Annotated in this window: 26 protein-coding genes, 1 pseudogene and 1 riboswitch; of the genes and pseudogenes, 13 read left to right on the top strand and 14 right to left on the bottom strand. The window is 73.2% G+C overall.

Annotated features, from left to right (window positions below):
- Positions 1 to 20: 20 nt before the first annotated feature.
- Positions 21 to 93, bottom strand: a riboswitch (cobalamin riboswitch).
- A gap of 214 nt (positions 94 to 307) precedes the next feature.
- From CP981_RS19075 to CP981_RS19090, 4 genes and pseudogenes are all read left to right on the top strand, one after another.
- Positions 308 to 2044 carry a cobalamin biosynthesis protein CobG gene (locus CP981_RS19075; RefSeq protein WP_244329704.1) on the top strand — a complete coding sequence of 579 codons (1737 nt, stop codon included), beginning with the start codon at positions 308 to 310 and terminating at the stop codon, positions 2042 to 2044.
- Positions 2045 to 2149: 105 nt separating this feature from the next.
- Complete coding sequence (locus CP981_RS19080) at positions 2150 to 2830, top strand: precorrin-8X methylmutase (protein WP_208852952.1); 681 nt, start codon at positions 2150 to 2152, stop codon at positions 2828 to 2830.
- Positions 2827 to 4482 carry a precorrin-2 C(20)-methyltransferase gene (locus tag CP981_RS19085; protein WP_085923779.1) on the top strand — a complete coding sequence of 552 codons (1656 nt, stop codon included), beginning with the start codon at positions 2827 to 2829 and terminating at the stop codon, positions 4480 to 4482. Before CP981_RS19080 ends, CP981_RS19085 begins: the two co-directional genes overlap by 4 nt.
- Positions 4483 to 4697: 215 nt before the next feature.
- A pseudogene (locus CP981_RS19090) lies at positions 4698 to 4880 on the top strand (DUF817 family protein); the annotation flags it as partial.
- 28 nt (positions 4881 to 4908) lie between these two features.
- Here the strand turns inward: CP981_RS19090 and CP981_RS19095 are convergent.
- Genes CP981_RS19095 through CP981_RS39395 form a run of 3 tightly spaced genes read right to left on the bottom strand, consistent with a single transcriptional unit; the run spans position 4909 to position 5833 of the window.
- On the bottom strand, positions 4909 to 5289 hold the full coding sequence (locus tag CP981_RS19095; RefSeq protein ID WP_208852953.1) for a hypothetical protein: 381 nt from the start codon (positions 5287 to 5289) through the stop codon (positions 4909 to 4911).
- Positions 5286 to 5543: a hypothetical protein gene (locus CP981_RS19100; protein ID WP_085923778.1), complete on the bottom strand. Its 258-nt coding sequence runs from the start codon at positions 5541 to 5543 to the stop codon at positions 5286 to 5288. Before CP981_RS19100 ends, CP981_RS19095 begins: the two co-directional genes overlap by 4 nt.
- 23 nt (positions 5544 to 5566) lie before the next feature.
- On the bottom strand, positions 5567 to 5833 hold the full coding sequence (locus CP981_RS39395) for a helix-turn-helix domain-containing protein (RefSeq protein ID WP_341873682.1): 267 nt from the start codon (positions 5831 to 5833) through the stop codon (positions 5567 to 5569).
- Between the two features lie 131 nt (positions 5834 to 5964).
- On the opposite strand from CP981_RS39395, the gene CP981_RS19110 reads away from it, so the two are divergent.
- A complete protein-coding gene (locus CP981_RS19110) occupies positions 5965 to 6186 on the top strand; it encodes a hypothetical protein (RefSeq protein ID WP_425282138.1) in 222 nt (73 codons plus the stop codon).
- Between the two features lie 83 nt (positions 6187 to 6269).
- Here CP981_RS19110 and CP981_RS19115 read toward each other — a convergent pair whose 3' ends face one another.
- Positions 6270 to 7091: a cobalt-precorrin-6A reductase gene (locus CP981_RS19115; RefSeq protein WP_085923776.1), complete on the bottom strand. Its 822-nt coding sequence runs from the start codon at positions 7089 to 7091 to the stop codon at positions 6270 to 6272.
- Positions 7092 to 7108: 17 nt separating this feature from the next.
- On the opposite strand from CP981_RS19115, the gene CP981_RS19120 reads away from it, so the two are divergent.
- The gene (locus CP981_RS19120; RefSeq protein WP_085923775.1) at positions 7109 to 8314 is read left to right on the top strand and encodes a cobalt-precorrin-5B (C(1))-methyltransferase; all 1206 of its coding nucleotides are present in this window, start codon (positions 7109 to 7111) and stop codon (positions 8312 to 8314) included.
- 28 nt (positions 8315 to 8342) lie between these two features.
- On the opposite strand, the gene CP981_RS19125 is transcribed toward CP981_RS19120, so the two are convergent.
- Positions 8343 to 8708 (bottom strand): hypothetical protein, encoded by a 366-nt coding sequence (locus CP981_RS19125; RefSeq protein ID WP_085923774.1) that lies wholly within the window; start codon positions 8706 to 8708, stop codon positions 8343 to 8345.
- Between the two features lie 617 nt (positions 8709 to 9325).
- Here CP981_RS19125 and CP981_RS19130 point away from each other — a divergent pair.
- On the top strand, positions 9326 to 9547 hold the full coding sequence (locus CP981_RS19130) for a hypothetical protein (RefSeq protein WP_085923773.1): 222 nt from the start codon (positions 9326 to 9328) through the stop codon (positions 9545 to 9547).
- Positions 9548 to 9661: 114 nt separating this feature from the next.
- Here CP981_RS19130 and cobM read toward each other — a convergent pair whose 3' ends face one another.
- The 3 genes from cobM to CP981_RS19145 form a co-directional block, all read right to left on the bottom strand.
- Positions 9662 to 10489: a precorrin-4 C(11)-methyltransferase gene (gene cobM, locus CP981_RS19135; protein ID WP_085923772.1), complete on the bottom strand. Its 828-nt coding sequence runs from the start codon at positions 10487 to 10489 to the stop codon at positions 9662 to 9664.
- The gene (gene cbiE, locus CP981_RS19140; RefSeq protein ID WP_085923771.1) at positions 10486 to 11820 is read right to left on the bottom strand and encodes a precorrin-6y C5,15-methyltransferase (decarboxylating) subunit CbiE; all 1335 of its coding nucleotides are present in this window, start codon (positions 11818 to 11820) and stop codon (positions 10486 to 10488) included. The genes cobM and cbiE overlap by 4 nt, the downstream gene beginning before the upstream one ends.
- 107 nt (positions 11821 to 11927) lie before the next feature.
- Positions 11928 to 12200: a hypothetical protein gene (locus tag CP981_RS19145; RefSeq protein WP_042151247.1), complete on the bottom strand. Its 273-nt coding sequence runs from the start codon at positions 12198 to 12200 to the stop codon at positions 11928 to 11930.
- 225 nt (positions 12201 to 12425) lie between these two features.
- Here CP981_RS19145 and CP981_RS19150 point away from each other — a divergent pair, with 225 nt between their 5' ends.
- The 3 genes from CP981_RS19150 (at position 12426) to CP981_RS19160 (ending at position 15368) form a co-directional block, all read left to right on the top strand.
- The gene (locus CP981_RS19150; RefSeq protein WP_085923770.1) at positions 12426 to 13445 is read left to right on the top strand and encodes a cation diffusion facilitator family transporter; all 1020 of its coding nucleotides are present in this window, start codon (positions 12426 to 12428) and stop codon (positions 13443 to 13445) included.
- Between the two features lie 135 nt (positions 13446 to 13580).
- Positions 13581 to 14192, top strand: coding sequence for a hypothetical protein (locus tag CP981_RS19155; RefSeq protein WP_085923769.1), 612 nt, complete (start codon positions 13581 to 13583; stop codon positions 14190 to 14192).
- Positions 14193 to 14381: 189 nt separating this feature from the next.
- The gene (locus CP981_RS19160) at positions 14382 to 15368 is read left to right on the top strand and encodes a hypothetical protein (RefSeq protein WP_167536115.1); all 987 of its coding nucleotides are present in this window, start codon (positions 14382 to 14384) and stop codon (positions 15366 to 15368) included.
- Positions 15369 to 15375: 7 nt separating this feature from the next.
- Here the strand turns inward: CP981_RS19160 and CP981_RS19165 are convergent, their stop codons facing one another.
- Complete coding sequence (locus tag CP981_RS19165) at positions 15376 to 16317, bottom strand: NADP-dependent oxidoreductase (protein WP_190840108.1); 942 nt, start codon at positions 16315 to 16317, stop codon at positions 15376 to 15378.
- Positions 16318 to 16636: 319 nt separating this feature from the next.
- Between CP981_RS19165 and CP981_RS19170 the strand changes: the two genes are divergently transcribed.
- The gene (locus tag CP981_RS19170) at positions 16637 to 17359 is read left to right on the top strand and encodes a response regulator transcription factor (RefSeq protein WP_085923767.1); all 723 of its coding nucleotides are present in this window, start codon (positions 16637 to 16639) and stop codon (positions 17357 to 17359) included.
- Between the two features lie 132 nt (positions 17360 to 17491).
- On the top strand, positions 17492 to 18649 hold the full coding sequence (locus CP981_RS19175) for an ATP-binding cassette domain-containing protein (protein WP_085923766.1): 1158 nt from the start codon (positions 17492 to 17494) through the stop codon (positions 18647 to 18649).
- A gap of 139 nt (positions 18650 to 18788) precedes the next feature.
- On the opposite strand, the gene CP981_RS19180 is transcribed toward CP981_RS19175, so the two are convergent.
- From CP981_RS19180 to CP981_RS19190, 3 genes are read right to left on the bottom strand one after another with little or no spacing between them, the layout of a single operon-like run.
- Positions 18789 to 19739, bottom strand: coding sequence for an ABC transporter substrate-binding protein (locus CP981_RS19180; RefSeq protein ID WP_085923791.1), 951 nt, complete (start codon positions 19737 to 19739; stop codon positions 18789 to 18791).
- A complete protein-coding gene (locus CP981_RS19185; protein WP_085923765.1) occupies positions 19736 to 20410 on the bottom strand; it encodes an ABC transporter permease in 675 nt (224 codons plus the stop codon). Before CP981_RS19185 ends, CP981_RS19180 begins: the two co-directional genes overlap by 4 nt.
- A complete protein-coding gene (locus CP981_RS19190) occupies positions 20407 to 21153 on the bottom strand; it encodes an ABC transporter permease (RefSeq protein WP_085923764.1) in 747 nt (248 codons plus the stop codon). Before CP981_RS19190 ends, CP981_RS19185 begins: the two co-directional genes overlap by 4 nt.
- 321 nt (positions 21154 to 21474) lie before the next feature.
- Here CP981_RS19190 and CP981_RS19195 point away from each other — a divergent pair, with 321 nt between their 5' ends.
- The gene (locus CP981_RS19195; protein ID WP_085923763.1) at positions 21475 to 22302 is read left to right on the top strand and encodes a polysaccharide deacetylase family protein; all 828 of its coding nucleotides are present in this window, start codon (positions 21475 to 21477) and stop codon (positions 22300 to 22302) included.
- Between the two features lie 44 nt (positions 22303 to 22346).
- Here the strand turns inward: CP981_RS19195 and CP981_RS19200 are convergent, their stop codons facing one another.
- Positions 22347 to 22727: a VanZ family protein gene (locus CP981_RS19200; RefSeq protein ID WP_244329705.1), complete on the bottom strand. Its 381-nt coding sequence runs from the start codon at positions 22725 to 22727 to the stop codon at positions 22347 to 22349.
- A 170-nt stretch (positions 22728 to 22897) separates the two neighbouring features.
- The gene (locus CP981_RS19205; protein ID WP_085923762.1) at positions 22898 to 24199 is read right to left on the bottom strand and encodes an alpha/beta hydrolase; all 1302 of its coding nucleotides are present in this window, start codon (positions 24197 to 24199) and stop codon (positions 22898 to 22900) included.
- Between the last annotated feature and the right edge of the window lie 81 nt (positions 24200 to 24280).

The raw sequence follows: 24280 nt of genomic DNA on the forward strand, positions 1-24280 counted from the left end.
GGTGGTCGTATGGACGGCGGGAGTTCCTGGCTCGCCCGGCAGCTGCCGGGTTCACAGTGGCGGGACCGCGCCGGATTCACACCGGGCTTCCTCCCTGGGGCCGTAAGGCCCTGCGCCGTCGCTGGCGTCGGCGGGCCGTCCGACCCACCGACCTGCATAGTAAGGGCTGCGGCCGAGCTAGGTAAGCGGGCCTCCGGACCTCCCGTATCGGGACGGGCGCGCGGGCCTCCGTATGCGGATCCGGGCCGTGAGCTTGGCCGGATCCGGCCCGGATGGGCCACCCGCCTCCGTGGGTATGCTCGCGGCCATGCCGCCCTCCCCCTCGACACGGCCCCACGGGTCCGAACCGCCCATACGGGACCGCGGTGACGCCTGCCCGGGAGCGCTGCGGCTGCACTCCGCCGCCGACGGACATCTCGCCCGAGTGCGACTGCCCGCCGGAGACTTGACGGCACGTCAGGCCGAGGCGCTGGCCGGCGCCGCGGACCGGCTCGGGGACGGCCATCTCTCCCTCACCTCCCGCGGCAACGCGGAACTCCGCGGCCTCCCGGACGACTGCGGCAGCCGGCTCGCCGCCCTGCTGCGCGACGCCGGCCTGCTGCCCTCCGAACGCCACGAACGCCTCCGCAACATCCTCGCCTCCCCTCTGGCCGGACTGGACCGGCACACCCCTCCTGACGTGCGGTTGTGGGCCCGTGAGCTGGACAGACTGCTCTGCACGAGCGAGTCCGCGACCGCGCTGTCCGGCCGTTTCCTCTTCGTCCTGGACGACGGCCGCGGCGATGTGGCGGCGCTCGGCGGCGATGTGAGCTTGGTCGCAGAACCGACCGGGACCGGGGCACCGGCTGACCACGGTGACCGGTCCGGGCCCGGACACCCGGCCCGCCCCGGAGGCAGTGCCCTGCTGCGGGTCGGCGACGACCCGGCGGCCCTGCGCATCGCCGGCCCGGACGCCCCACGCGCCGCCCTCACCGCCGCCGAGGCATTCCTTTCTACCGCTGAGGCGAGCGGCACCGGCGCCTGGCGGGTCCGTGAACTCCCGGCCGGCCATGCCCTGACGGCCCGGGGCGTCGCGGAGCGGCTGCGGGGGGCGGGGGTTGGGTTTGAGTTTGTGGCCGGGGCGACGGATGTGGTCGTGGCGGCGGACGTGGCTGATGCTGCGCAGGTGGCTGGGGCCGAGGCGCGCGCGTCTGACGAACCGGTCGCACCTGGCTCCCCGCCGTACTCCGCCTCCGCGTTGGCCACCTCCGCGTTGGCCGCCGCCTCCGCGCCGTACGCGACCACCACGCCGTACCCCACCCCCGTCCCGTACGCCGACTCCTCCGCCCCCGGCATCATCGAGGGGCGCGACGGCGTCCGGGCGCTCTCTGTCCTCGCGCCGCTGGGGCGGCTGTCCGTCGCTCAGTGGCGGCTGCTGGCCGCCGTTGCCGAGGCGGACGGGGACGGCGTTCTCCGGCTCACTCCCTGGCGCGGCATCGTTGTCCCGGGGTTGTCCGCCGAGGTGGCGGCCGCCCGTCTGCGTGAACTGGCCGGCGCCGGGCTGATCACCGACCCGGACTCCCCCTGGCACCGCATCGGGGCCTGCACCGGCCGTCCCGGCTGCGCCAAGTCCCGTACCGACGTACGGGCCGACGCGACGGCCGCGGTCACGGCGGGCACCTCCGTCCCCGTATCCATGTCCGTATCCGGCACCGACACCGACACCGGCCCCGGATTCGGCGCCGGCACCGATCCCGTCCGCCTCCCCGGCGAACCGAGGCCGGGACCGAAACCGGGGCCGAATCCGGGACCGGAACCTGAACCAGGACCAGGACCAGGACCAGGACCACGACCGGCGTCGGGACCGGGACCGGGACCGGACAACCCGACCCCCCGTCACCACCTCCCCGTCTACTGGTCCGGATGTGAGCGTCGCTGTGGGCACCCGCACGGTGCCTGGGTCGATGTGCTGGCGACGGCGGACGGCTACCGGGTGTCGGTCGTCCGGCCGAAGAACCCACCCGCCCCGGCGGCACCCCCCACGGCCCCCGGCCCCACCTCATGAGCCACCCGGCCTCGCATTCCCCGGCCCCACCGCCAGAACTGCCCGCCGCACAGCGCCAGGCCCCACCGCCATGCCCCCCATGAACCACCCACGACCCACAGCGCCATGCCCCACCTCCAGAACTGTCCCGTACCCGACAACCCCGAGGCCACAGTGACCGCGTTCGACTACGAGAAGGACGGTGCGGCGATCTATCGCCAGTCCTTCGCCACCATCCGCGCCGAGGCGGACCTCGGCAGCCTGCCCGCCGACGTCAGCCGGGTCGCGGTCCGGATGATCCACGCCTGCGGCATGGTCGACCTGGTACGCGATCTGGCCTTCACCCCCGAGGTGGTGGCCCGCGCCCGCGAGGCGCTGCGCGCCGGTGCGCCGATCCTCTGCGACGCCAACATGGTGGCCAGCGGCGTCACCCGTAAGCGGCTGCCGGCCGACAACGAGGTGCTGTGCACCCTCGCCGACCCGTCGGTGCCGGACCTCGCCGCCCGGATGGGGACGACCCGCAGCGCCGCCGCCCTGGAGCTGTGGCGGGACCGGATGGAAGGCGCGGTCGTCGCGTTCGGCAACGCCCCCACCGCCCTCTTCCGGTTCCTCGAAATGATCGAGGAGGGCGCGCCCCGCCCCGCCGCCGTCATCGGCATACCCGTCGGCTTCATCGGCGCCGCGGAGTCCAAGGACGCGCTGATCGCCCACCCGTCGGAGCTGGACCACATCGTCGTGCGCGGTCGCCGGGGCGGCAGCGCCATGGCCGCCGCCGCGATCAACGCCCTGGCAAGCGAGGAAGAGTGAGCGTGAGCGAGCAGCAGCTGACCGGTCGCCTCTACGGTGTGGGCCTCGGCCCCGGCGACCCGTCCCTCATGACGGTCCGGGCGGTCGAGGTCATCGCCGAGGCCGACGTCATCGCCTACCACAGCGCCCGGCACGGACGCTCCATCGCGCGCTCCATCGCCGCCAAGCACCTCCGGGACGGCCACATCGAGGAAGCGCTGATCTACCCGGTCACCACGGAGTCGACGGATCACCCCGGCGGCTACCGGGGCGCGCTGGACGAGTTCTACGAGTCCGCGGCCGCCCGCCTCGCCGTGCACCTCGACGCGGGCCGCACGGTCGCCGTCATCTCCGAGGGTGACCCGCTCTTCTACGGCTCCTATCAGCACATGCACAAGCGGCTGGCCCACCGCTATCCGACCGAGGTCATCCCCGGCGTCACCTCCATCAGCGCCGCCGCGGCCCGCCTCGGCAAGCCGCTCGCCGAGGCCGACGAGGTCCTGACGATCCTCCCCGGCACGCTCCCGGAGGAGGAACTGACCGCCCGCCTGACCTCGACCGACACGGCCGTCGTCATGAAGCTGGGCCGCACCTTCCCCACCGTCCGCCGCGCCATGGAACGCGCCGGCCGGCTCCCGGAGGCCCACTACGTCGAGCGCGCGACGATGTCCGGCGAACGCACGGAGCGGCTGGCGGACATCGACGCGGAGACGGTCCCGTACTTCTCCGTCAGCGTCGTACCGAGCCGCATCGCGGACCTGCCACCGGCGGGCACGGCCACGGCGGAGGCTGAGGCCACGGCGGAGGCGGAGACCTCGGCTACGACTCCGGCCACGGCCACAGCCTCGGCTACGACCGCCGCCACGGCCACCGCCACGGCCGGCGAACCATCCGGCCCCGCCGAAGTGGACTCCTCCCCCCACCCCGGCGAGGTCGTGGTCGTCGGTACCGGTCCGGCCGGTCCGCTCTGGCTGACGCCCGAGTCACGCGGCGCCCTGGCCGCCGCCGAGGACCTCGTCGGCTACACCACCTACCTGGACCGCGTCCCGCTGCGCCCCGGCCAGCGCCGCCACGCCTCCGACAACAAGGTCGAGTCCGAACGCGCCGAACTCGCCCTCGACCTGGCCCGGCGCGGCCGCCGGGTGGCCGTGGTCTCCGGCGGCGACCCGGGCGTCTTCGCGATGGCCACCGCCGTCCTGGAGGTCGCCTGCCAGGACCCGTACCGCGCCATCCCCGTACGGGTTCTCCCGGGCGTCACCGCCGCCAACGCGGCCGCCGCCCGCGTCGGCGCCCCACTCGGCCACGACTACGCGGTCATCTCCCTCTCCGACCGCCTCAAGCCCTGGGAGGTCATCGCCGAACGCCTGCATGCCGCGGCCGGCGCCGACCTGGTCCTCGCCCTCTACAACCCCGGCTCCCGCAGCCGCACCTGGCAGGTCGGCAAGACCCGCGAACTCCTCCTGGAACACCGCGCCCCGGACACCCCCGTCATCCTCGCCCGCGACATCGGCGGCACCGAGGAGTCGGTCCGCACCGTCCGCCTCGCCGACCTGGACCCCACCCAGGTCGACATGCGCACCCTGCTGATCATCGGCTCGTCCCAGACCCAGGCGGTACGGCGCGACAACGGCACCGAGGTCGTGTGGACGCCGCGGCGGTACCCGGAGGGGTGAGCCGACCCGCCAGGTAAGGGGCTCCGGCCCACGCCGTGACAGGTGCCCATGCCCCGGCCGGGGCATGGGTCCGGCCGGGGCCGTGGGCCCGTACCGGGGGCCGCACGGGAGCCCGTACGGGGCGCGGGCCCGACGCCGGATCCACCCCTGGCAACCCCTCCCGCCAGGGGCGCGTCTCTCGCGGCATGCACGCGAATATGGCCCGCGTACAGCAACTACTGCTCTTCTTCCTGTGGCTGGCCGAGAACATCGCCACCTACCTCGGCGCCTGGCGCTACCCGCACCAACTCCACGGGTGGCAACCGGTCGCCCTGGAAAAGTTCGGCTCCTGGGCGCTCCTGATCAGCGTCACGTTCGTGATCGTGGCAGCAACCCGTGGGCAGCGCAGCTCCGGATGATCCCGGATGGATGCGCCGGAGGGTGCGGTCAGGCGTTGAGATCCAGGACGCGGACCGTCTCTCCGTGCCATCGCTTCGGGGAGGTAGTGGCGACGATCGCTCCGTCGGGACGGTCGGGCGTGGGCTGGGCTGCGTGGTGGCTGTGGGCTGCGGCCCAGGTCTCCTGACCCGCTAAGGCCAAAGCTGCGGGCAGATCCAGGTCCAAGACGGTGACGCCGGGTAGGGCAGCGAGGTGCTCGGCCGTGCCAGGTCGTGCGCGGTCGGCTTCGACGAGTGCGCACGTCGGTGCGTAGAGGCACCAGCCGGGTTCGGCATGGGCACGGTGAATGAGGCGGGAGGCAAGGACGTTGCCCTGACCGGCGGCGATCATCGCGGTGTCGTCCAGGACGATGTGCAGGGCGTCGCTCATCGGCCGGTCACCTGGGCCAGGCGCCGGTCGAGTTCGCTGTCCAGGTCCTGCTGCTGGGCCGCAGTGGGGGCATATCCGTTCCAACTCTTCAGCGCCGCCAGCGCCTTCGCCGCGCGCTCTGCGCGCTCAGCCGGGGTCAGCAGGGTCTCGGCCAGGCGCGCCAGATAGGCACGCAGCGAGAGGCCCTCGGCGGCCGCGATCGCGGCGAGCCGGTCCTTGGCCTCCTCGGGGATGCGGACATTGGCATCGGACATCCTCATGCTCCTTTGTCCCAGCGCTAGGGTACGGGTACGTACCCGTACCCTAGCGGCCGGCTCAGCCGAGCCGCCCGTCCTTCACGCCACCTATGAAGTGTCCAGCGCCTCCATGACCGTTTCGAGAAGCGTTCGCCGGTTTCCGGGCGGTGGACGTAGGTGCGGTCGTAGTGGGTGTCCTTGGCCCATTGGGCCAGTGATCTGCCGGCGGCCTCCCGTAGCCGGCGGAGTTCACAGGCGAGGACCCAGCGGGCCGAGCCCTCTTCCTCGCCGGAATTGTTTTCGACCATTCGCCGCCCCCCTGTGGCCCGTGTCGACGACAACGCCAACTCCCTTTTGAGAGCGGCCCGGAGTGACAACTCCAGGACTGGGAAAGGGCCTTGACAGACCAGTCAGGACTCGAACGGAGAAGAGAATGGGAATGGCGGAGCGGTCTGCGGCGGCCGGGAGGATCAGGGATGCCGAGCAGGCGCGGGACGGGCTGCGGGCGGCGCTGAAGGGGGCCGGCAGCACCTTGCCGTCCCTGGCCCTGGACGGGGTGTCGCTGGTGGGGGACTTCCCGCGGCCGCTGGTGGACCTCGGGCGGTGTCCGCCGCAGCTCGCGCGACGGCTCGCGCAGGCGGTGGGGAAGTGCGCCCCATGAGCGAGGACACGGGCGACCCCTCGGCCGCCCACGACCCCGGCACCGAGGACGGGCAAGAGGAATCCGTAAAGCGGCGGGAAGAATTAGTCGAGAGGGTGCGGGAAGCCAATCGGCTCAGTGTGAACCGGCCGCGCTGAAAGCGGAGCGGTAACGGCGTGGATCCACTTCACGGCCTCGTCCGGATTCGCTGCCATCGGCACCCCGTCGGGCACCGGTGGGCGCCCTACGACCACCACCGGGATCCCGGCCTCCCGGGCCGCCGTCAGCTTGGCGGCGGTGGCGGCGGCGCCGCTGTCCTTCGTCACGAGGACGTCGATGCGGTGGGCCCGGAGGAGTGCGCGCTCGCCTTCCACCGTGAAGGGGCCACGGTCGAGCAGCACCTCCATACGGGGCGGGTGCGGGGGTTCGGGGGCGTCGACGGAGCGGACCAGGAACCAGGGGTCGGTGAGGTGGGCGAAGTGGGCGAGGCCCATGCGGCCGGTGGTGAGGAAGATGCGGCTGCCGAGGCCCGGGAGCGCGGCGGCGGCCTCGTCCAGGGAGGTGACCTGGTGCCAGTCGTCGCCGGGTACCGGCACCCAGCCGGGCCGGCGGAGGGCCAGCAGGGGAACATGGGCAGTGGCGGCGGCCCGGGCCGCGCTGAAACTGATCGTGCCGGCGAAAGGATGGGTGGCGTCGATGAGCGCGTCCACCGCGTGCTCGCGCAGCCAGCGGGTGAGGCCCTCGGGGCCGCCGAACCCGCCGATGCGCACCTCCCCGTCGGGCAGCCGTGGTGCGGCGACCCGGCCGGCGAGCGAGGTCGTCACGCGCAGGGCGGGCTCCGGCGCCAGGGTGGCGGCCAGGCGGCGGGCCTCCGTGGTACCGCCGAGGATCAGTACGTGGCGTGGCGGGCGAGCTGCGTCGGGCATGGGATGTGGGTTCCTCCGTGGCTGAGGCGCAACCGCAGGGTACGGGGCCGCAGGGTCCGGGCAAGGCCGCGGGCGGGCGTAGTGCGCAGCTCGCGCACACCGGGCTGCGGCCCGGCTGGACGACCGGTGCCTGTGCGACGGCGGCGAGCACGGCCGCGTACACGGCGCTGCTGACCGGCGAGTTCCCCGATCCGGTGACGATCACGCTGCCGAAGGGGCAGACGCCGTCCTTCGCCCTGGCGGTGGAGGAGCTGGCGCCGGGGCGGACCACGGCCATGGCGGGGGTCGTCAAGGACGCGGGCGACGATCCGGACGTCACCCACGGGGCGCTCGTCCGGGCCACCGTGCGGGCACTGCCCGCGGGCTCGGGAGTCGTCTTCAAGGCCGGGCCCGGGGTCGGGACGGTGACGCGGCCCGGGCTGCCGCTGGACGTGGGGGAACCGGCGATCAATCCCGTGCCGCGGCAGCTGATGCGGGAGCATCTCGCGGAGGTCGCCGCGCGCCACGGCGGCACGGGGGCGACCGCCGATGTCGAGGTGGAGATCTCGGTCGATCACGGGGAGGAGATCGCCCGGAGCACCTGGAATCCGCGGCTGGGCATCCTGGGCGGGCTGTCGATCCTGGGGACCACCGGGATCGTGGTCCCGTACTCCTGCTCGGCGTGGATCGACTCCATCCGGCGGGGGGTGGACGTGGCGCGCGCGGCGGGCCGGCGGCATGTGGCCGGGTGTACGGGGTCGACGTCGGAGAAGGTGGCCGTCGCGCTGCACCATCTGCCGGAGGACGCGCTGCTGGACATGGGCGACTTCGCGGGGGCGGTGCTGAAGTACATCCGGCGTCATCCCGTGGAGCGGCTCACCATCTGCGGCGGGTTCGCCAAGCTGTCCAAGCTGGCGGCCGGGCATCTGGATCTGCACTCGGCGCGGTCCCAGGTGGACAAGGGTTTCCTGGCGGAGCTCGCGCGGCGGGGCGGCGCGGACGAGGCGCTGGCGGGGGCGGTCGCGGAGGCCAACACGGGCCTGGCGGCACTCCAGTTGTGCACGGCGGCGGGGGTTCCCCTGGGGGATCTGGTGGCGGCGACGGCGCGGGACGAGTCGCTGGCCGTGCTGCGAGGCGCGCCGGTCGCGGTCGATGTCATCTGCATCGACCGGGCCGGGATGGTGGTGGGGCGGGCGGAACCGCGGGGTCCGGGGGAGGGCCGGCAGGGAAGCCCGCAGCGGTGACGGGCTTCCCCCCTGTCGGCGTGAGCCGTCAGTCCCGGTCGCCGCGGCCGAACCGGCCGGCCAGGCAGTCCTCCGAGCTGCCGGTGAGCGATCCCAGCGCCGTGCCGAGGGCGCAGGTGGTCAGCCGCAGCGGGTTGTCGCGGAACCGTCCGGGGCGCTCGTAGCGGCCCTCCCGGCGGTCGTAGCGCCCTTCGCGACGGTCGTGCAGGCGGCCCGGCCGGTCGTTCGTCCGGAGCGGGGTGTCGTGCATCCACGGCGAGCTGTCGTGCGCCTGCCCCGGGGTGTCCGTCGGCTGTGCGACATGGCCCTTGCCGTCGGCCGCGGCGACGTTGCCGCCGAGGAGCGTCAGCAGGGCTGCGGCGCCGACGACGCCGGCGGCCAGTCTGGTACGCATCGTGGCGTACTCCTTTGCTTCGGCCCCCCTTGGGTGTCCAGGCTTCCTTACCGGCCCCTGGTGGGGGGCTAACGGGTATTCACCCTGATGCGGTCGCAGAGCCATCCGGACGGGCCCGGCGGGGGCGTGGCGCGCGGTCGGTGGCAGCGCCGCACGGGCGGCTCCTCGGACGGGGATGCCTCGGGCGGGGACGCCTCGGGCGGGGCTCGGCAATCACCCGAAGCGGCACGCCGCCGCGGAAATCCGGGAATGCCGACATCTCGCCTCATCACACTCACCGAGGATTCGCCGGACGGTACCCGCAGATATACCCGGCGGGCGCTCATGCAGGACTTTCCCGAGACAGTTTCCCGATAGCCTCCACACGGTTGATTCACCACCAAGAAGTGGGCAAAGATGCAGGTCAGGGCGATAGCTGCCGACAATTGCATACCGGTGGATAAATGAATCGCCAGTTGCCGCGCCACACTGCGGCGTGATTGCATTTCACCTGCACACGGGCCGTCATCAAGGCGTCACATTTCCGGCGCCCAGGGGCCGTTTACGACCCTGTTCGCCTTATCGGCAATTCGGCCGCGTGCGTTCGGAATCCATAGCTTTTAAGGGAAGGGCACGCCATGCGTCACGGCTTCACCTCTGAGATCGACACCTGCGAGATCGCCGACACCGAGCTCGACAACATTGCCGGTGGCCTCGCCGGCGCCGGCGCCGAGGTTGCCGGCCACGGTGCCGCCGTGAGCATCGGCAACGCCGCCGTCAGCGCCGGCGGGTCCATCGCCGCTGACCTGCCCGGCGCGCACCTCGGCGCCATGGCCGGTGTGCAGGCCAACAGCCTCTGAGCAGCACCGCTTTCCGGCCCGGCGGGGCCACCCTGACATACGTGAACCCCGGAACCTCCAGTTCCGGGGTTCACGTATGTCCGCGGGCGCGGGCGTACGCCTCGTACGCGTCCGCTACGGGGTCTCCGTGACCGGCGGCGTGACCGGCGTGTCCGACGGCGTGACGGGCTCGGTGTCCGACGGCCCGTCACACGGCAGATGCGGCCGCTCGCGGTCCGCCGAGTAGAGATGGCTGTCGCGGAACTGCTCGGCGCCCAGGGTGCGGCCGACCATGATGACGGCCGTACGGACCACACCCGCGGCCTTCACCTGATCCGCGATATCGGCGAGGGTGCCGCGCAGGACGAGTTCGTCGGGGCGGGAGGCCATCGCGACGACCGCGGCGGGGCAGTCGGCGCCGTAGTGCGGCAGAAGTTCGGCGACGACCCGGTCGACGTACATGGCGGCCAGGTGGAGCACCAGCAGCGCACCGCTGCGCCCGAGGGTGGCGAGGTCCTCGCCCTCCGGCATGGGGGTGGCGCGCTGGGCGACGCGGGTGAGGATGACGGTCTGGCCGACGGTGGGGACGGTCAGTTCACGCTTGAGGGCGGCCGCCGCCGCGGCGAACGCGGGGACGCCAGGCACCACGTCGTACGGCACACCGGCCGCGTCCAGCCGGCGCATCTGCTCGGCGACCGCGCTGAAGACGGACGGGTCACCGGAGTGCAGCCGGGCCACGTCGTGGCCCTCCTCATGGGCGCGCACCATCTCGGCGGTGATCGTGTCGAGGTCCAGCTGCGCGGTATCGATGAGCCGGGCACCGGGCGGGCATTCGGCGAGCAGCTCCCGCGGCACCAGGCTGCCGGCGTACAGACAGACCCCCGAGGACGCGAGCGTACGGGCGCCGCGCACGGTGATCAGGTCGGCGGCGCCGGGACCCGCGCCGATGAAGTGGACGGTCATGGTTGCTCGGTCTCCTGGGGAAGGGAGGACGGGGACGGGGAGGTGGCCTGCGGCTTCAGGGCCGACCACTGGGTGACCGGCATCGCCTGCCGCCAGCCGGTGAACCCGCCGACGGGCACGGCGTGCGCGACCGCGAGCCGGACCAGCTCGCCGCCGTGCTGCCGGTACCAGTCGGCGAGCAGCGCCTCGGACTCCAGCGTCACGGTGTTCGCCACCAGCCGGCCGCCCGCGGGCAGCGCCGCCCAGCACGCGGCCAGCAGGCCGGGGGCGGTCAGTCCGCCGCCGATGAAGACCGCGTCCGGCGTCGGCAGACCGTCCAGCGCGGCGGGCGCGGGGCCGGTGACGACCCGCAGTCCGGGGACACCGAGCGTGCGCGCGTTCCGGCCGATCCGCTCGGCCCGTACGGGGTCGCGCTCGACGCTGACGGCGCGGCAGCCGCGGTGCGCCCGCAGCCACTCGATGGCGATGGAACCGGAGCCGCCGCCGACATCCCAGAGGAGTTCACCGGGGGCGGGCGCCAGGGCGGCGAGGGTGGCGGCGCGGACATGGCGCTTGGTGAGCTGGCCATCGTGCTCGTAGGCGGCGTCGGGGAGGCCGGGGACGGCGGAGAGCGGCACGGTGCCGGGCGCGCGGCGGCAGTCGAGGGCGAGGACGTTGAGGGGATCGCCGGGCGGCAGGTCCCAGTCCTCGGCGGTCCCCTCGGCCGTCTTCTCCCCGGGGCCGCCGAGCTGCTCCAGTACGCGTATCCGGGTCGGGCCGAAGCCGTGGGCGCGCAGCAGGGCCGCGACCTCGGCGGGGGTCCGGGCGCCGGCGGACAGCACCAGCACCCGGCGGCCGTCGTACAGGACGCGAAGGAGGTTCTCGGCGGGCCGTCCGACGAGCGTGACGACCTCGGTGTCCTCCAGCGGCCAGCCCAGGCGGGCGCAGGCGTGGGAGACGGAGGAGGGGTGCGGGAGGATGCGCAGCTCAGGGGCCGGGGGGCCGCCCGCCGCCGCTCCCGCGCCGGTCGCCGCCTGCTCCTGGATCACCTCGGTCAGCGTCCGTCCGATGCCGTAGAACATCGGGTCGCCGCTGGCCAGCACGCACACCCGGCGTCCGGCATGCGCGGCGAGCAGGCCGGGGACGGCGGGGCGCAGGGGCGACGGCCACGGGACGCGCTCGCCGGTGCACTGCGCGGGCAGCAGCGCGAGCTGGCGGGCGCCGCCGATCAGCACCTCGGCGGCGCTCAGGGCCTGCCGGGAGGCGGGCGGCAGGCCGTCCCAGCCGTCGGCCCCGATGCCGACGACGGACAGGGGTTCAGGAGCGGCCGGGGCGGGTGGTGCGGGGCTCACTGCCGGATACCTCGAGGTCGGGAGGGGACGGGGACCGGTCCGGGGGACGGGAGCCGAACTTTACTGACCGGTCGTCTCGCACCGTCCCGCGGGGAGGTCCCCCGCCCTCACGCCAGTAGGGCGATCAGGAACTGGCCCGCGAACAGGAACGCCGCACAGAAGCCCACCAGCGCCGGCAGCCACTGCCAGATGCCGCGCGGGGAGTCGAAGCAGGCCAGGTAGCCGAGGACGGCGACGGTGCCGAGCAGGGCGCCCAGCCAGAACGTGAGGCCGTCGTGGTGGGTGGACAGGATGGCGACGGCGGCCAGCAGGCCGAGCGGCGCCAGCAGCTGTCCCGTGCCGGGTGCGGGCCGCCGGGTCTCCCCCGTAGCGTTGCTCATGGCGCCGGATGCTACCCGGCAGGAGGGTCCGCGGCGGCTCACCGCGCCCACCGGAGCGGATGGCCGAACTCCGTTTCCCGCTTCCGCTCCCGCCCTCCTCCGCACCGCTCTGACCAGGCACGATCGTCCGTTCGACGGTAATGACAACGGTCACCGGTGCAGCCTTTGGATCTTTCGCCGAAGTGCGGTTTGCTTCGCAGCGAGGAGCCAGGAAGGAGCGCGCCGATGACCGAGCACGCCCATAGCCACGGGCACAGCCACAGCCATGCGCACGGAGTCTCACCGGACGCGGACCGGCGCTGGCTGCGGGCCGCGCTGATCCTGCTCACCGCGTACATGGCGGTCGAGGTCGTCATCGGTGTGGTGGCGCAGTCCCTGGCGCTGATCTCGGACGCCGCCCATATGCTCACCGACGCGGTCTCGATCGTGCTGGCGCTGATCGCGATGCGGCTGGCCGCGCGGCCGGCCCGCGGGGGCTTCACCTACGGGCTCAAGCGCGCCGAGATCCTCTCCGCGCAGGCCAACGGCATCACCTTGCTGCTGCTGTCGGTCTGGCTGGCGTACGAGGCGGTCGAGCGGCTGATCTCACCCCCGAAGGTGACCGGCGGGCTGGTGCTGATCACCGCGCTGGCCGGGATCGTGGTCAATCTGATCTGCACCTGGCTGCTGTCCAAAGCCAACCGCTCCAGCCTGAACGTCGAGGGCGCCTATCAGCACATCCTCACCGACCTGTTCGGGTTCGTCGCCACTGCCGTCGCCGGTCTGGTCGTGCTGACCACGGGCTTCGAGCGGGCGGACGCGATCGCCTCGCTGGTGGTCGTCGCGCTGATGCTGCGGGCCGGTACGGGGCTGGTGCGGGAGTCCGGCCGGATCTTCATGGAGGCCGCGCCGGCCGGCATCGACCCGGACGCGCTGGGCGATCACCTGGCGGCCGCGGACGAGGTCGTCGAGGTACATGACCTGCACATCTGGCTGATCACCTCCGGGCAGCCGGCGCTCTCCGCGCACATCCTGGTGGCGCCGGGCGGCGACTGCCACAAGGTCCGCCGCAGCCTTCAGGAGCTGCTGAGCGGGGAGTACGGCATCACCCACGCCACCCTCCAGGTCGATCATGTCGGCGAACAGGGCGCACCCGATGAGCTGCTGACGCTCAGTCCACGGCCCGGTCCCGGCCCGGAGCAGCGGGCCGGCCACTGCGAGGACGCGCACGGTCCGGTGCACCGGCCGGGGCCGCACCGGCACTGAGCGGCCTCCGGCCGTGGGTGCGCCGCGGCGGCCGGAGCCGCGCGCCGCTCCCGCGTCCCCGTCACTCGGGTGAACCCGGCCCGGGCGCGGGCCGCCTGCCGCCGGTCGCGGCGGCCGCGATGCTCGGATGACGGCATGAGAACCGCCGTTGTCTGCGCGCTGCTGTGCGCCGCCACGCTCCACGCACCGTCCGCCGCCGCGTCCGCCCGGAAGGCCCCGCCCGCCGTCTCGGTCACGGTGTCGGTGACCGACGGCGCCGACGACACCGAGTCCGGCAAACGGCTCGACTACCGCATCACCGTGCACAACCTGGGCGCCTCGGAAGTGCACGGCGCCCGGATCGAGCAGCGGATGCCGGCCACCACGACCTCGGCGACCGCACCCGGCGGCCGCGTCGAAGGGCACGGTGTGGGCGAGCAGAAGGTGATCTGGCGCGCCGATCTGCCCGCGCACGACATCCAGGTCTTCACCGCCACGGCCGTGCTCGGCGGCCGCGCCGAACCCGCCGACCCCGCCGCGTCCGCCGCCCCCGGCACCCGGCGCCCCGCCGCCACGGTCTGTGTCTACGTCGGCGAGTCCTACGCCCCCACGGCCTGCTCGGGCGATGTGGACGACCTGCCGGAGAGCACCCCGGAGAGCGAGGGCGGCAGCTGGATGGGGTGGGCGGTGGGCGCCGGGGCCACCGCGCTGCTCGGGCCGGGGGTGGTGCGGGCGGTCCGGCGGCAGCGCGTCGCGCGGGCGGGCTGAGGCGGGGGCCGCGCGGGCGGGCCGGGGCGAGGGCCGCGTCCGGTCACCCATTGGCACCGGCCCCGGTCGCGGGCGGCGGAGGTTCCCCTTTGCCTGGGAGATGGCCGTAGCGCGCGTCCTGCGGAGCTCCGCCGGCCCGGCCGGTCCGTGGAACGCGCCCCAGCCGCCGTGCAGGAAGGACCGGACGCGATGTCAGCGAGCGCACCCGTACGCGCGGGCGGGCGGATGACACCGCGGTCCTCGCACGGGCTGCGACGGCACGTGCGGGCGCTGGCCGGCGGGGTGCTGCTGCTGATGGGGGCGGTGCTGCTGCCGTTGAGTCTGGCCGCGATCCGGGCGCGGGCCGAGCTGACCGAGACCGACGGCTATGTGGCGGCGGTGGCGCCACTGGCCGGGAACGCCGCCGTCCAGGAGGCGGTCGTCGACGATGTGACGGACGCCGTGATGGCGCATGTCCGGCTCGACGGGCTGCTGAAGGCCGTACCGCGCGCCGAGCGTCCCGCGGTGCGCCGGCACTTCACCCGCGGGATCCGCCAGTTCGTGGAGAAGCAGGTGCGGCAGGTCGTCACCGGCCGCGGCTTTCGCACGGTGTGGAACGGGGTGCACCGGACCGCCCACCGGACGCTGGACGGCCGGCTGGCCGCGTCCGGCCGGTCCCCGGTCACGCTGGACCTCACCCCGGTCGTGGAACGCGTCGAACGGCAGCTGTCCCACAACGGCATGGGGCTCGACCTCCTGCGGCGGGTGCCGCGGGCCGGAGTGGAGATCGTGCTGCTCAAGGCCCCGGACGTGCCCCGGATCCGGGCCGTCTACGAGGTCGTCCGCACCGGGGCGCTGCTGCTGCCGCCGGCCGCGGCACTGTGTCTGACCGGCGGGCTGCTGCTGGCGCGGCGCCGGCGGCGGGCGCTGATCTGGGCCGGGCTGGGCTGTGCGGCGGCCGCCGGGCTGCTGGCCGCGGCGCTGGCGCTGGTCCGCAGCCGCACCCTGGACGCGCTGCCCGCCATGGTCTCCCGGCCCGCCGCGGGGGCCTACGCCGACGCGCTCACCGGACCGCTGCGCACCGGGGTCTGGCTGGTCATCGGCGCGGGGACGCTGACCGCTGCGCTGGCCGCGGCGGGGCCACCGGCGGTCCGGGCGCTGCGTGCCCGCCGGTCCGCGGCCCGCGCCCGCTCCTGACCACCGCTCAGATCGCCAGGACCGTCTTCCCCTGTGCCCGGCCGGTGCGGCTGGTCGCCAGGGCGTCCGGCGCCTCTTCCAGGGAGACCTCACGGCCCACGAGGACCGTCAGACGGCCCGCGTCGACATGACCGGCGAGGATCTCCAGCAGTTGCGGGGAGGGGCGGTTGACGAAGTTGAAGCCGCGGAGGTTGTGCTCGGTGAGCTCGTCCGCGTCGGCCGAGCCGATCAGCGAGACGGCGGTGCCCCCGTCGCGCACGGTCCGGGTCAGACCGGCGAACTCGGTGGGGCCGCTGGTCATGTCGATCAGCACATCGACACCGTCCGGATGGTTCGCGAGGACCTGGTCGGCGATCGAGCCCGCGGTGTGGTCGACGGTCTCGGCGGCGCCCAGCGTGCGCATCAGCTCGGCCTTGGCCGGGCGGGCGGTGGCGATCACCTCGGCGCCGCGGCCGGCCGCGAGCTGGGTGACGAAGGTGCCGACGCCGCCGGTCGCGCCGACGATCAGCACCCTTCGGCCCTCGGCGATCCGGGTCTCCTCGACCAGGTTGTACGCGGTCATGCCGGCCGTCGGCACCGCCGCGGAGGTGGCGTAGGTGACGCTGCGGGCGGCGTGCGCGATCCGCTCCTCGTCGGCGACGGCGAGCTCGCAGTACGACCCCCCGCCCCGCTCCGGCCGCTGGAACTGGCCGAACACCGCGTCGCCGATGGTGAACCGCCGCACCCCGCTGCCGATGGCGAGCACCTCGCCCGCCCCGTCCGACCCCAGGACGAGGGGGAACTCGGCCGGCACGGCATCGCCGAACATCCCGTCGGCGAGCTTCCAGTCGACGGGGTTGAGTCCGGCGGCGGCCAGCCGCACCAAGACCTCACCGGGCCCTGGTTCGGGCTGCGGCAGCTCCATGAGCTGCGGCTGTTCACCGAATGCGCTGACTGCTACGGCTCTCATCGTGGCGCTCCCTTCCACCTTGCGACCGGTGGCCGAAGTGGATCGTAAGCACGCCGGCCGGGCCGGAGGCGGCAGGAGGAGAGGCGGTGCGGCGGAAGCAACTCGTACGGCCCCGCGCCCCGGGGCTGTCCGGCCCAGGTTCACCGTGCCGCGGTCGCCCGGGCCGCCGCGGCACGGTCGGCGGTCCGCGTCACCGGTGCGGTGCAGTGGGCCGGTGCCGGGTGCCGCTCGGCGCCAGCCTGGTGAATTCCCCGGTCCCGGCGTCGCGGCGCACGGAGTTCGGCTCGCCGGCGGCTCCGCCTCGGGTACATATGACGCCATGCGCGTTCTGGTGGTGGAGGACGAGGAGTGCCTCGCGGACATGATCGCCGCGGAGCTGCGCCGCGCCGCGATCGTGGTGGACATCGCCCACGACGGCCGCGCGGCACTGGCCGGACTGCGGCTCGGCGGGTACGACGTGCTCGTCCTGGACGGCGAGCTGCCCGCACCGCACGGCGACGCCCTCCGCCGGTATGTGGTGACAGAGCGGCTGCCGACGCGGGTGCTGCTGCTCACCGCGGCCGGGCCGGACGACCGGGCGGCGGGCCCGGCGCCGGCCGCGGACGACTGGCTGGCCAAGCCGTTCACCCCCGAGGAGTTGCTCGCCCGGGTCGTCTCGCTGGGCCGGCCCGCCCGCCGCGCGGAGCCGCGGGTCATCGAGCGGGCCGGCATCACCGTCGACACCGCGCACGGGGTGGCCGCACGCGACGGCCACCCGCTGGCGCTGTCGCGTACCGAGTTCGGGGTGCTCGAAGTGCTGCTGCGCGCACAGGGCGCGGTGGTCAGCGGCGAGGAGCTGATCGAGGAGGTGTGGGAGGAACACACCCGCTACGGCGGTAACGCCGTACGCGTCACCCTCGGCGCCCTGCGGGCCAAGCTCGGCGACCCGCCGGTGATCGAGGCGGTGCCGGGCGGCGGGTACCGGATGACCGACGGGGCGGGGACGGAAGGGCCGGGGGCGGGCGGCGAGCCGGAGCCGGGTGCCCGGCGGGCGGGGGTCTGAGGGGCCGTCACCCGCATCCGGACGTTGGGCGCTGGGCACCGGACACTGGGCGCCGGGCGCCGGGCGCAGGGCGCACCCACCCGATTGCCCGCATGACGGGTCCGGTCGCGGGCCGGGGGATTCAATGGGGCGATGATCCGGTTCGACTCGGTCACCAAGCGCTACCCCGACGGGACCACCGCCGTCGACGGCCTCTCCTTCGAGGTCGGCGAGGGGGAGTTGGTGACGCTGGTCGGGCCGTCCGGCTGCGGCAAGACGACGACCATGATGATGGTCAATCGGCTCATCGACCCCACGCACGGGCGGATCTACGTCGACGGTGCGGACATCGCCGGCGTCGACCCGGTCACCCTGCGCCGCGGGATCGGCTATGTCATCCAGCAGACCGGGCTCTTCCCGCACCGCACCGTCCTCGACAACACCGCGACCGTGCCCGTTCTGACCGGCTGGAAGAAGGCCAAGGCCCGTGCGCGGGCCGCCGAACTCCTGGATCTGGTCGGCCTGGACCCGGCCGTCTACGGCCCGCGCTACCCCGAGCAGCTCTCCGGCGGCCAGCGGCAGCGGGTCGGGGTGGCCCGTGCGCTCGCCGCCGACCCGCCGGTGCTGCTGATGGACGAGCCGTTCGGCGCGGTCGACCCGGTCGTCCGCGACCGGCTCCAGAAGGAGTTCCTGCGGCTTCAGGCCGATCTGCACAAGACGGTGCTGCTGGTCACCCATGACATCGAGGAGGCCATCCGGCTCGGCGACCGGATCGCGGTCTATGGAGCCGGCCGGATCGAGCAGTACGACACCCCCGCGAGCGTCCTCGGCGCCCCCGCGACCCCCTATGTCGCCGAATTCGTCGGTACCGACCGTGCGTTGAAGCAGCTGTCGGTCACCGGTATCGACCGTGGTGACCTCGAACGCCCGCCGTTCGTCCGGCTCGGCGAACCCGCCGCGGACGCCAGGGCGCGCCTGCGGACCGAGGGCGCCCGCTGGGCGGTGGTGCTCGACGAGGACGGCGCACTGCACGGCTGGGTGGCCACCGAGGAACTGACCGGCGGGGACGGCACGGTCGCCGGTCACGCCCGCCGGATGGAGGCCTGGGTGCCGGTGACCGGCACCCTCAAGGCGGCCTTCAGCGAGATGCTCAAGCACGACGCCGGCTGGATCGCGGTCCTGGACGGCCACCGGTTCCTGGGCGTCCTCACCCCGACCAAGCTCCATGAGGCCTTGCGCCGCACCATCGGTTCGGACGAGCAGGGGGTACCGCGGGAGCGGGCCGAGGTGGACTCGGTGCCCACGGAGTGAATGCGCCGGAGGGGCGTTTCACGTGAAACGCCCGGCCTGCCTCACTGCGCGGCGTTTCACGTGAAACACCGGCCCGGTCACCGCTTGCGTCACGGGCACGGTCACTGTCCACCGCACCGGCCGCGCCTCCCGGGCGGGATCAGCTCCTGGGCAACAGCCCTTTGGACTTCAGGTAGTTGCGCGCCACATCCGCCGGCAGCCGCCGCCAGCTGTCCACCTGCTCGTTGAGGTACGCCAGATCGGCGGTGGTCAGGACCTTGTGGAGACGGTTGAGCGCGGCGGCCGGCCCTGCGCCGCCCGCCCGGGCGCGGTTGACGACGGGGAGGACGTAGTCGGCGTTCTGAAGCTTCTTGTCGTCGGTGAGCAGCACCAGCCCGAACCGGTCGAGGGTGGCATCGGTGCTGGTGGTGAGCACCATCTGGTCCTGCCCGTTCTGCACGGCCTGTTTGGCGGGTGTGGTGCCGACGCCCTTCGGGTCGATGGTGGTGATGTTGATTCCGTAGCGCTTCTTCAGCCCCGGCGCGCAGAACGGCCGCTGGACGCACTCATCGCCCGCGGCCAGACGCACCGGCAGCTTGGCGCGGCCCAGATCGCTGAGGGTCTTGAGGTGGTGCTTGCGGGCGTAGTCGGCGCTCACCGCGAAGGCGTTCTGGTCGACGGCCCGGCCGGCCGGGAGCACGGTCAGTCCGCGTGGGCCGGCGAGCCGGCGCAGCGCCGCCATGGTGGTTTCGATGTCGGGCGAGGCCACCGGGGCCGCCTTGGAGCCCTTGTTCTTGGCATTGAGCCAGTCCGCGAAGGTGGCGGCGTATTCGGGTACGACATCGATCTGCCCCACCTCCAAGGCGGGTTCGTACAGCTCGCGGTTGCCTACGGTCACCACATGGGTCCGGTAGCCGGCGTGATCGAGCAGCGCCGCGTACATCTGGGCCAGCAGCTCGCTCTCGGTGAAGCCGGCCGAGCCGATGGTGAGTTCGTGGCTGTCGCCGGGGGAGGCGGTGATCGCGGCGCGGGTCTCCAGAGAGGGGCCGCTGGTGCAGGCCCCGAGCCCGAGGAAGGCGACGGCCGCCATGGCCGCACCAGCGGCCCTCATCGAGCCCGTCCGCGGGCCCACCCCGGCGCCCACCGCTGGGCCAGCTCGAAGGCGGCCTCCATCAGCAGCGCGAACACCGCGACCAGCACCGCTCCGGCGACCACCTGCGGGGTGCTGGCCAGGTTGAACCCGGCGGTGATGATCCGGCCGAGCCCGCCGCCGCCCACCAGCGCGGCGAGGGTGGCGGTGGCCACCAGCTGGACCGCGGCGATCCGGATACCGGTCAGGACGAGCGGAGCGGCGAGCGGCACCTCGACCCGCCACACCAGCTGGGTGCCGGTCATCCCCATGCCCCGGGCGGCCCGCACCACGTTCTGGTCCACCTCACGCATCCCGACATACGCATTGGTCAGCAGCGGCGGAATCGCGAACAACACCAGCGCGATGATGGTCGGCCACTGCCCGTGTCGTCCAATCGGGGTGAGCAGCAGCAGGACGAGGACGGCGAAGGTCGGCACCGCGCGACCGATGTTGGCGAGGTTGACGGCCAGCGCCCCGCCGCGGCCGAGATGGCCGAGGGTCAGGGCGACCGGCAGCGCGATCAGGGCGCTGATGACCAGACAGGAGAAGGTGAGCACGAGGTGCTGTTCGAGGCGGTGCCAGACGCCGTTCTCACCCGACCAGTTGGCGGCGGTGGTCAGCCAACTCCACACCGCGGAGACGGTGTTCATGTCCGCCGCCCGAGGGCCGCGACCAGGCGCTTCGGTCCGGTGGCGGCCCGGGACCGCACTGCCCGCCGGCTCGCCCGGCGCCAGGGCGTGAGCAGCCGTTCCACGCCGAGCAGCAGCAGATCGAAGACCACCGCGAGAACCACACAGAGCACGGACGCGGTGAGCACCTGTGCCTTGAAGAACGCGTTCATGCCGGCGTAGATGAGATTGCCCAGTCCGCCGTATCCGACGATGGCACCGACGGTGGTGAGCGCGACCGCCGAGACCGTGGCGATCCGCAGCCCGGCCATCGCCGCCGGCACGGCCAGCGGCAGTTCGACGGTCAGCAGTTGGCGCATCGGCCCGTACCCCATGCCCCGGGCGGCTTCCGTGGCCTCGGCGGGCACCCCGTCCAGCCCCGCCAGGATGTTCCGTACGAGCAGGGTGAGCGAGTAGAGGGCGAGGCCGACCACCACGAGGGTGGCGGACAGCCCGTAGACCGGCAGCAGCAGCGAGAACATCGCCAGCGACGGGATCGTGTAGAGGACGGTGGTGATGCCGAGCACCGGTCCGACCGTCCAGCGTCTGCGCCGGGCCAGCAGCGCCAGCGGGACCGCGATCACCAGCCCGAGCGCCACCGAGAACACCGTCAGCTGGAGGTGCTGGAGAAGCGCGTCGAGGAGGATCTGCCGACGGGTGCTCAGGTAGTCGCCGCAGATCCAGTCGTTGTGCGCCAGGCAGTCGTCCGGCGGCGGTGCGGTCACGGTACGAGTCCACCGCGGTGGGGGCGGAGTGTCGCGGCGGACGCGTCCGATCGGGGTGGACGCGGACGGCCTCCGCCGCCGTACCTCCCACCCGCTCCCGCCCCCTCCGCCCGCGCCTCCTTCCCGTACATCCGGCACGTACACAACCCGCGTATACATGCAGTGTGTACTGCCTATGTATAGTCCCCAGGGTTCCTACGACAGCTGTTCCGGAGCGGTCGGCGCGGCGGGGCCACGCCCCGTACACGTCGACTTCGGCATGCCCAAAATCGCAGGTCACGGGCCTGCTGTCGCAATCACCGCACCCGAAGAGAGACCCGTATGCCGAAGTCGATATCCGCGGCCCGCCGCACCTTCCTCGCCGGTCTGCTGACGGCCACGTCCCTGGTCCTCGCGCTCAGCGGCTGCGCCACCTACGACGTCACCGCCCCGGCCGACGCCCGCGCCGACGCACCGGCGGCCGACGTCAAGGCGAAGGACGCCGCGGACGCCGCGGCCGAGGACGGCAACGCCCCGCGGGGCACGGCCGGTGACCCCGTCGACTGCCGCAAGGCCAAGTGCGTCGCGCTCACCTTCGACGCGGGCCCCAGTGAGAACACCAACCGCCTGCTGGACATCCTCAAGAAGGAGAAGGTCCACGCGACCTTCTTCATGCTCGGCGAGAACCACGTGGAAAAGCGCCCCGCCGAGGTGAAGCGGATCGACGCCGAGGGCCATGAGCTGGCCAACCACACCTGGTCGCACCAGATTCTGACCGACATTCCCGCCCCATCGGCCAAGCGCGAGATGTCCCGCCTCCAGGACGCGGTCCGCAAGATCACCGGTAAGACGCCGAAGCTGATGCGCCCGCCGCAGGGCCGGACCGATGAGACGGTCTCCACAATCAGCAAGGACCTCGGCCTGGCGCAGGTCCTGTGGAGCGTGACGGCCAAGGATTACCAGACGAACGACTCGGCCCTGATCACCAAGCGGGTGCTCGAACAGACCGAGCGCGACGGCATCATCCTGCTGCACGACATCTACCGGGGAACCGTGCCGGCCGTCCCCGGCATCCTCAAGGAGCTGAAGAAGCGCGGCTACACGATCGTCACGGTCTCCCAGCTGCTCTCCCCGGCGAAGCCGCAGCCGGGCATGGTCTACCGCCCGTAACGCGGCCGGGGCGCGCGCCACCACGGCGCCGAACGGGCCCTACGTCACGCCGGCCCGGTCCCGGAGGCCTTGACCGGCCCCGCCGTCCCCTTGCCGCCGATCCGGTGCCACCAGTGCCGGCGCCGCGGATGCACGGCCGGCACCCCGAACGGCAGGCCCAGCACGACATTGCCGCCGAGCTGTTTGACCGTGTCGGCCAGGTGCGGCTGTCCCAGATAGCCCCGGATCGAGTCGCCGGGGCGGAGGTTGGGGCGGGTCAGCGGCACCGACGCCGCCGACGGGGTCAGCGTGACCCGCGCCAGCGCCGCCGCGAACGCCACCATCGCGGCGAAGGCCAGCACCAGCAGCAGGACCCGGACGGCCAGCGGGGCCCGTGCGGCCACCGGTGACCATGCCGCCTTCTCGCCCTCTCGCGTACGCGCCACGAGAACTCCCCGGTGTGCGTGACGGACGGTGCGTCCGAGGGAATTCCGGTTACCCGAGGCACCCCGGATCATGCGGAACGGTCCGCTCCCCACCCGCCGTCGGCCCGCGGCGCACACAGGCAACAGGGGCGCCGGACAGCTCCGGCGCCCCTGTTCAGCTCACTCGCGGCTCACCTCTGGGGGCGCTCCGCCTCCACCCGCCGGCGGCCCTTGTTGTCGTCGGACGCGGACGGTGCCGGGGACGGCGTGGTGCGCTGCCCCGGGGCGCCGCCCTTGCCCACGCCCGGCTTGCGCGGCGGGAGCGCCTCCGTGTCCTGGGGGAACGTCAGCTGCTGGCTCTGCCACTGAAGGGCCGGCACGACCTCCCGCCGCCAGGTCGTGAACTGGTGGCTGCCCTGCGGCAGGATGATCGATTCGGTCGTCATCGGCGACTTGGCCGCCCGCAGGAACTTCATCGTGTCGCCGTAGTCCGCCTCGCCCTTACGGCTGCTGGCGACCAGCGCGGAGATCTGCGGCGCGGGGAGGTTCTTCAGCCGCCACAGCAGGTCGTGCTCGCGCTCGCGCCGGGCGCCCTCCGGGCCGGGGCCGAAGAGGCTGCCGGTGGTCAGGTCGTCCTTGATCGCGTAGTCACCGGAGAGCGAGACCGCCGAGGTGTAGACCTTCGGGTTGCGCATCGCCAGCTGCAACGAGCAGGTGCCGCCGGAGGAGTAGCCGAACGCGCCCCAGGCGCTGGGGTCACGGCCCACCCGGTAGGCCGACTTCATGGCGTCCGGCAGGTCCTTGGTGAAGAAGGTCTCGGCCTGCGGACCGCCCGGCACATCCACACACTCGGTGTCGCGCGGCGGGGCGATCGTCGGCCGGACCATCACGATCACCGTCGGCTGCATCTTGCCCTGCGCGATCAGCCGGCCGGCGTTCTGCGGCACCTGGAGGTGCTGTGCGAGGTTCATGATCCCGCCGGGGTAGCCGCTGATGACGACCATGACGGGGAACCGCTGGCGGCGGAACTGCTGCTGGAAGTACTGCGGCGGGAGATAGACGAAGCCCGGGTTGATGGCCCGGCTGCGACGGCCGATGATCTTCACGGACTCGACCTTGCCCACCCGGTCGGCGGGCCCCTTGGGCAGTCCGCTCACCCGGTCGAGCCCCTGCGGACCGGCCGGCTGGACCAGTCCGCCCTTGAGGTTGCCGACCGAGGCGTACTGGCCGCCGCCCTGGCTCAGGGATGCCGGCGCCTCGTCGGTGTTGCCCAGCAGTTCGTCCCAGTTGCCGTAGAACTCGTAGTTCGTGTTCACGGCGAGGGCGAGCGCACACACGATCGACACCTGGGTGACCACGATCGCGCCCAGCCGGCCGAGGACGGCCGTCACGCCGCGCCGCGCCAGCCGGGGCCAGAGCCAGACCGTGGCGGCGACACAGAGCACCGCCAGCACGATCACCGTGTATTCGAGCGACTGACTGGTCAGCCCCATGCGCCCACATCTCCCGTCACCCTCGGAAGGGTTCTTGCCTTCTTAACCGGCCGCCTTAGGCACAACGGACGGCTCCGGACA

It is taken from the genome of Streptomyces platensis, from assembly GCF_008704855.1.
Lineage (GTDB): Bacteria > Actinomycetota > Actinomycetes > Streptomycetales > Streptomycetaceae > Streptomyces > Streptomyces platensis.

Coding starts and splice junctions, on each gene's coding strand:
- CP981_RS19075 (WP_244329704.1), top strand. CDS start 308: ATGCCGCCCTCCCCCTCGACACGGCCCCACGGGTCCGAACCGCCCATA.
- CP981_RS19080 (WP_208852952.1), top strand. CDS start 2,150: ATGCCCCACCTCCAGAACTGTCCCGTACCCGACAACCCCGAGGCCACA.
- CP981_RS19095 (WP_208852953.1), bottom strand. CDS start 5,289: ATGAGCGACGCCCTGCACATCGTCCTGGACGACACCGCGATGATCGCC.
- CP981_RS19100 (WP_085923778.1), bottom strand. CDS start 5,543: ATGTCCGATGCCAATGTCCGCATCCCCGAGGAGGCCAAGGACCGGCTC.
- CP981_RS39395 (WP_341873682.1), bottom strand. CDS start 5,833: ATGGTCGAAAACAATTCCGGCGAGGAAGAGGGCTCGGCCCGCTGGGTC.
- CP981_RS19110 (WP_425282138.1), top strand. CDS start 5,965: ATGGCGGAGCGGTCTGCGGCGGCCGGGAGGATCAGGGATGCCGAGCAG.
- CP981_RS19115 (WP_085923776.1), bottom strand. CDS start 7,091: ATGCCCGACGCAGCTCGCCCGCCACGCCACGTACTGATCCTCGGCGGT.
- CP981_RS19125 (WP_085923774.1), bottom strand. CDS start 8,708: ATGCGTACCAGACTGGCCGCCGGCGTCGTCGGCGCCGCAGCCCTGCTG.
- CP981_RS19130 (WP_085923773.1), top strand. CDS start 9,326: ATGCGTCACGGCTTCACCTCTGAGATCGACACCTGCGAGATCGCCGAC.
- cobM (WP_085923772.1), bottom strand. CDS start 10,489: ATGACCGTCCACTTCATCGGCGCGGGTCCCGGCGCCGCCGACCTGATC.
- CP981_RS19145 (WP_042151247.1), bottom strand. CDS start 12,200: ATGAGCAACGCTACGGGGGAGACCCGGCGGCCCGCACCCGGCACGGGA.
- CP981_RS19150 (WP_085923770.1), top strand. CDS start 12,426: ATGACCGAGCACGCCCATAGCCACGGGCACAGCCACAGCCATGCGCAC.
- CP981_RS19155 (WP_085923769.1), top strand. CDS start 13,581: ATGAGAACCGCCGTTGTCTGCGCGCTGCTGTGCGCCGCCACGCTCCAC.
- CP981_RS19160 (WP_167536115.1), top strand. CDS start 14,382: ATGTCAGCGAGCGCACCCGTACGCGCGGGCGGGCGGATGACACCGCGG.
- CP981_RS19165 (WP_190840108.1), bottom strand. CDS start 16,317: ATGAGAGCCGTAGCAGTCAGCGCATTCGGTGAACAGCCGCAGCTCATG.
- CP981_RS19170 (WP_085923767.1), top strand. CDS start 16,637: ATGCGCGTTCTGGTGGTGGAGGACGAGGAGTGCCTCGCGGACATGATC.
- CP981_RS19175 (WP_085923766.1), top strand. CDS start 17,492: ATGATCCGGTTCGACTCGGTCACCAAGCGCTACCCCGACGGGACCACC.
- CP981_RS19180 (WP_085923791.1), bottom strand. CDS start 19,739: ATGAGGGCCGCTGGTGCGGCCATGGCGGCCGTCGCCTTCCTCGGGCTC.
- CP981_RS19185 (WP_085923765.1), bottom strand. CDS start 20,410: ATGAACACCGTCTCCGCGGTGTGGAGTTGGCTGACCACCGCCGCCAAC.
- CP981_RS19195 (WP_085923763.1), top strand. CDS start 21,475: ATGCCGAAGTCGATATCCGCGGCCCGCCGCACCTTCCTCGCCGGTCTG.
- CP981_RS19205 (WP_085923762.1), bottom strand. CDS start 24,199: ATGGGGCTGACCAGTCAGTCGCTCGAATACACGGTGATCGTGCTGGCG.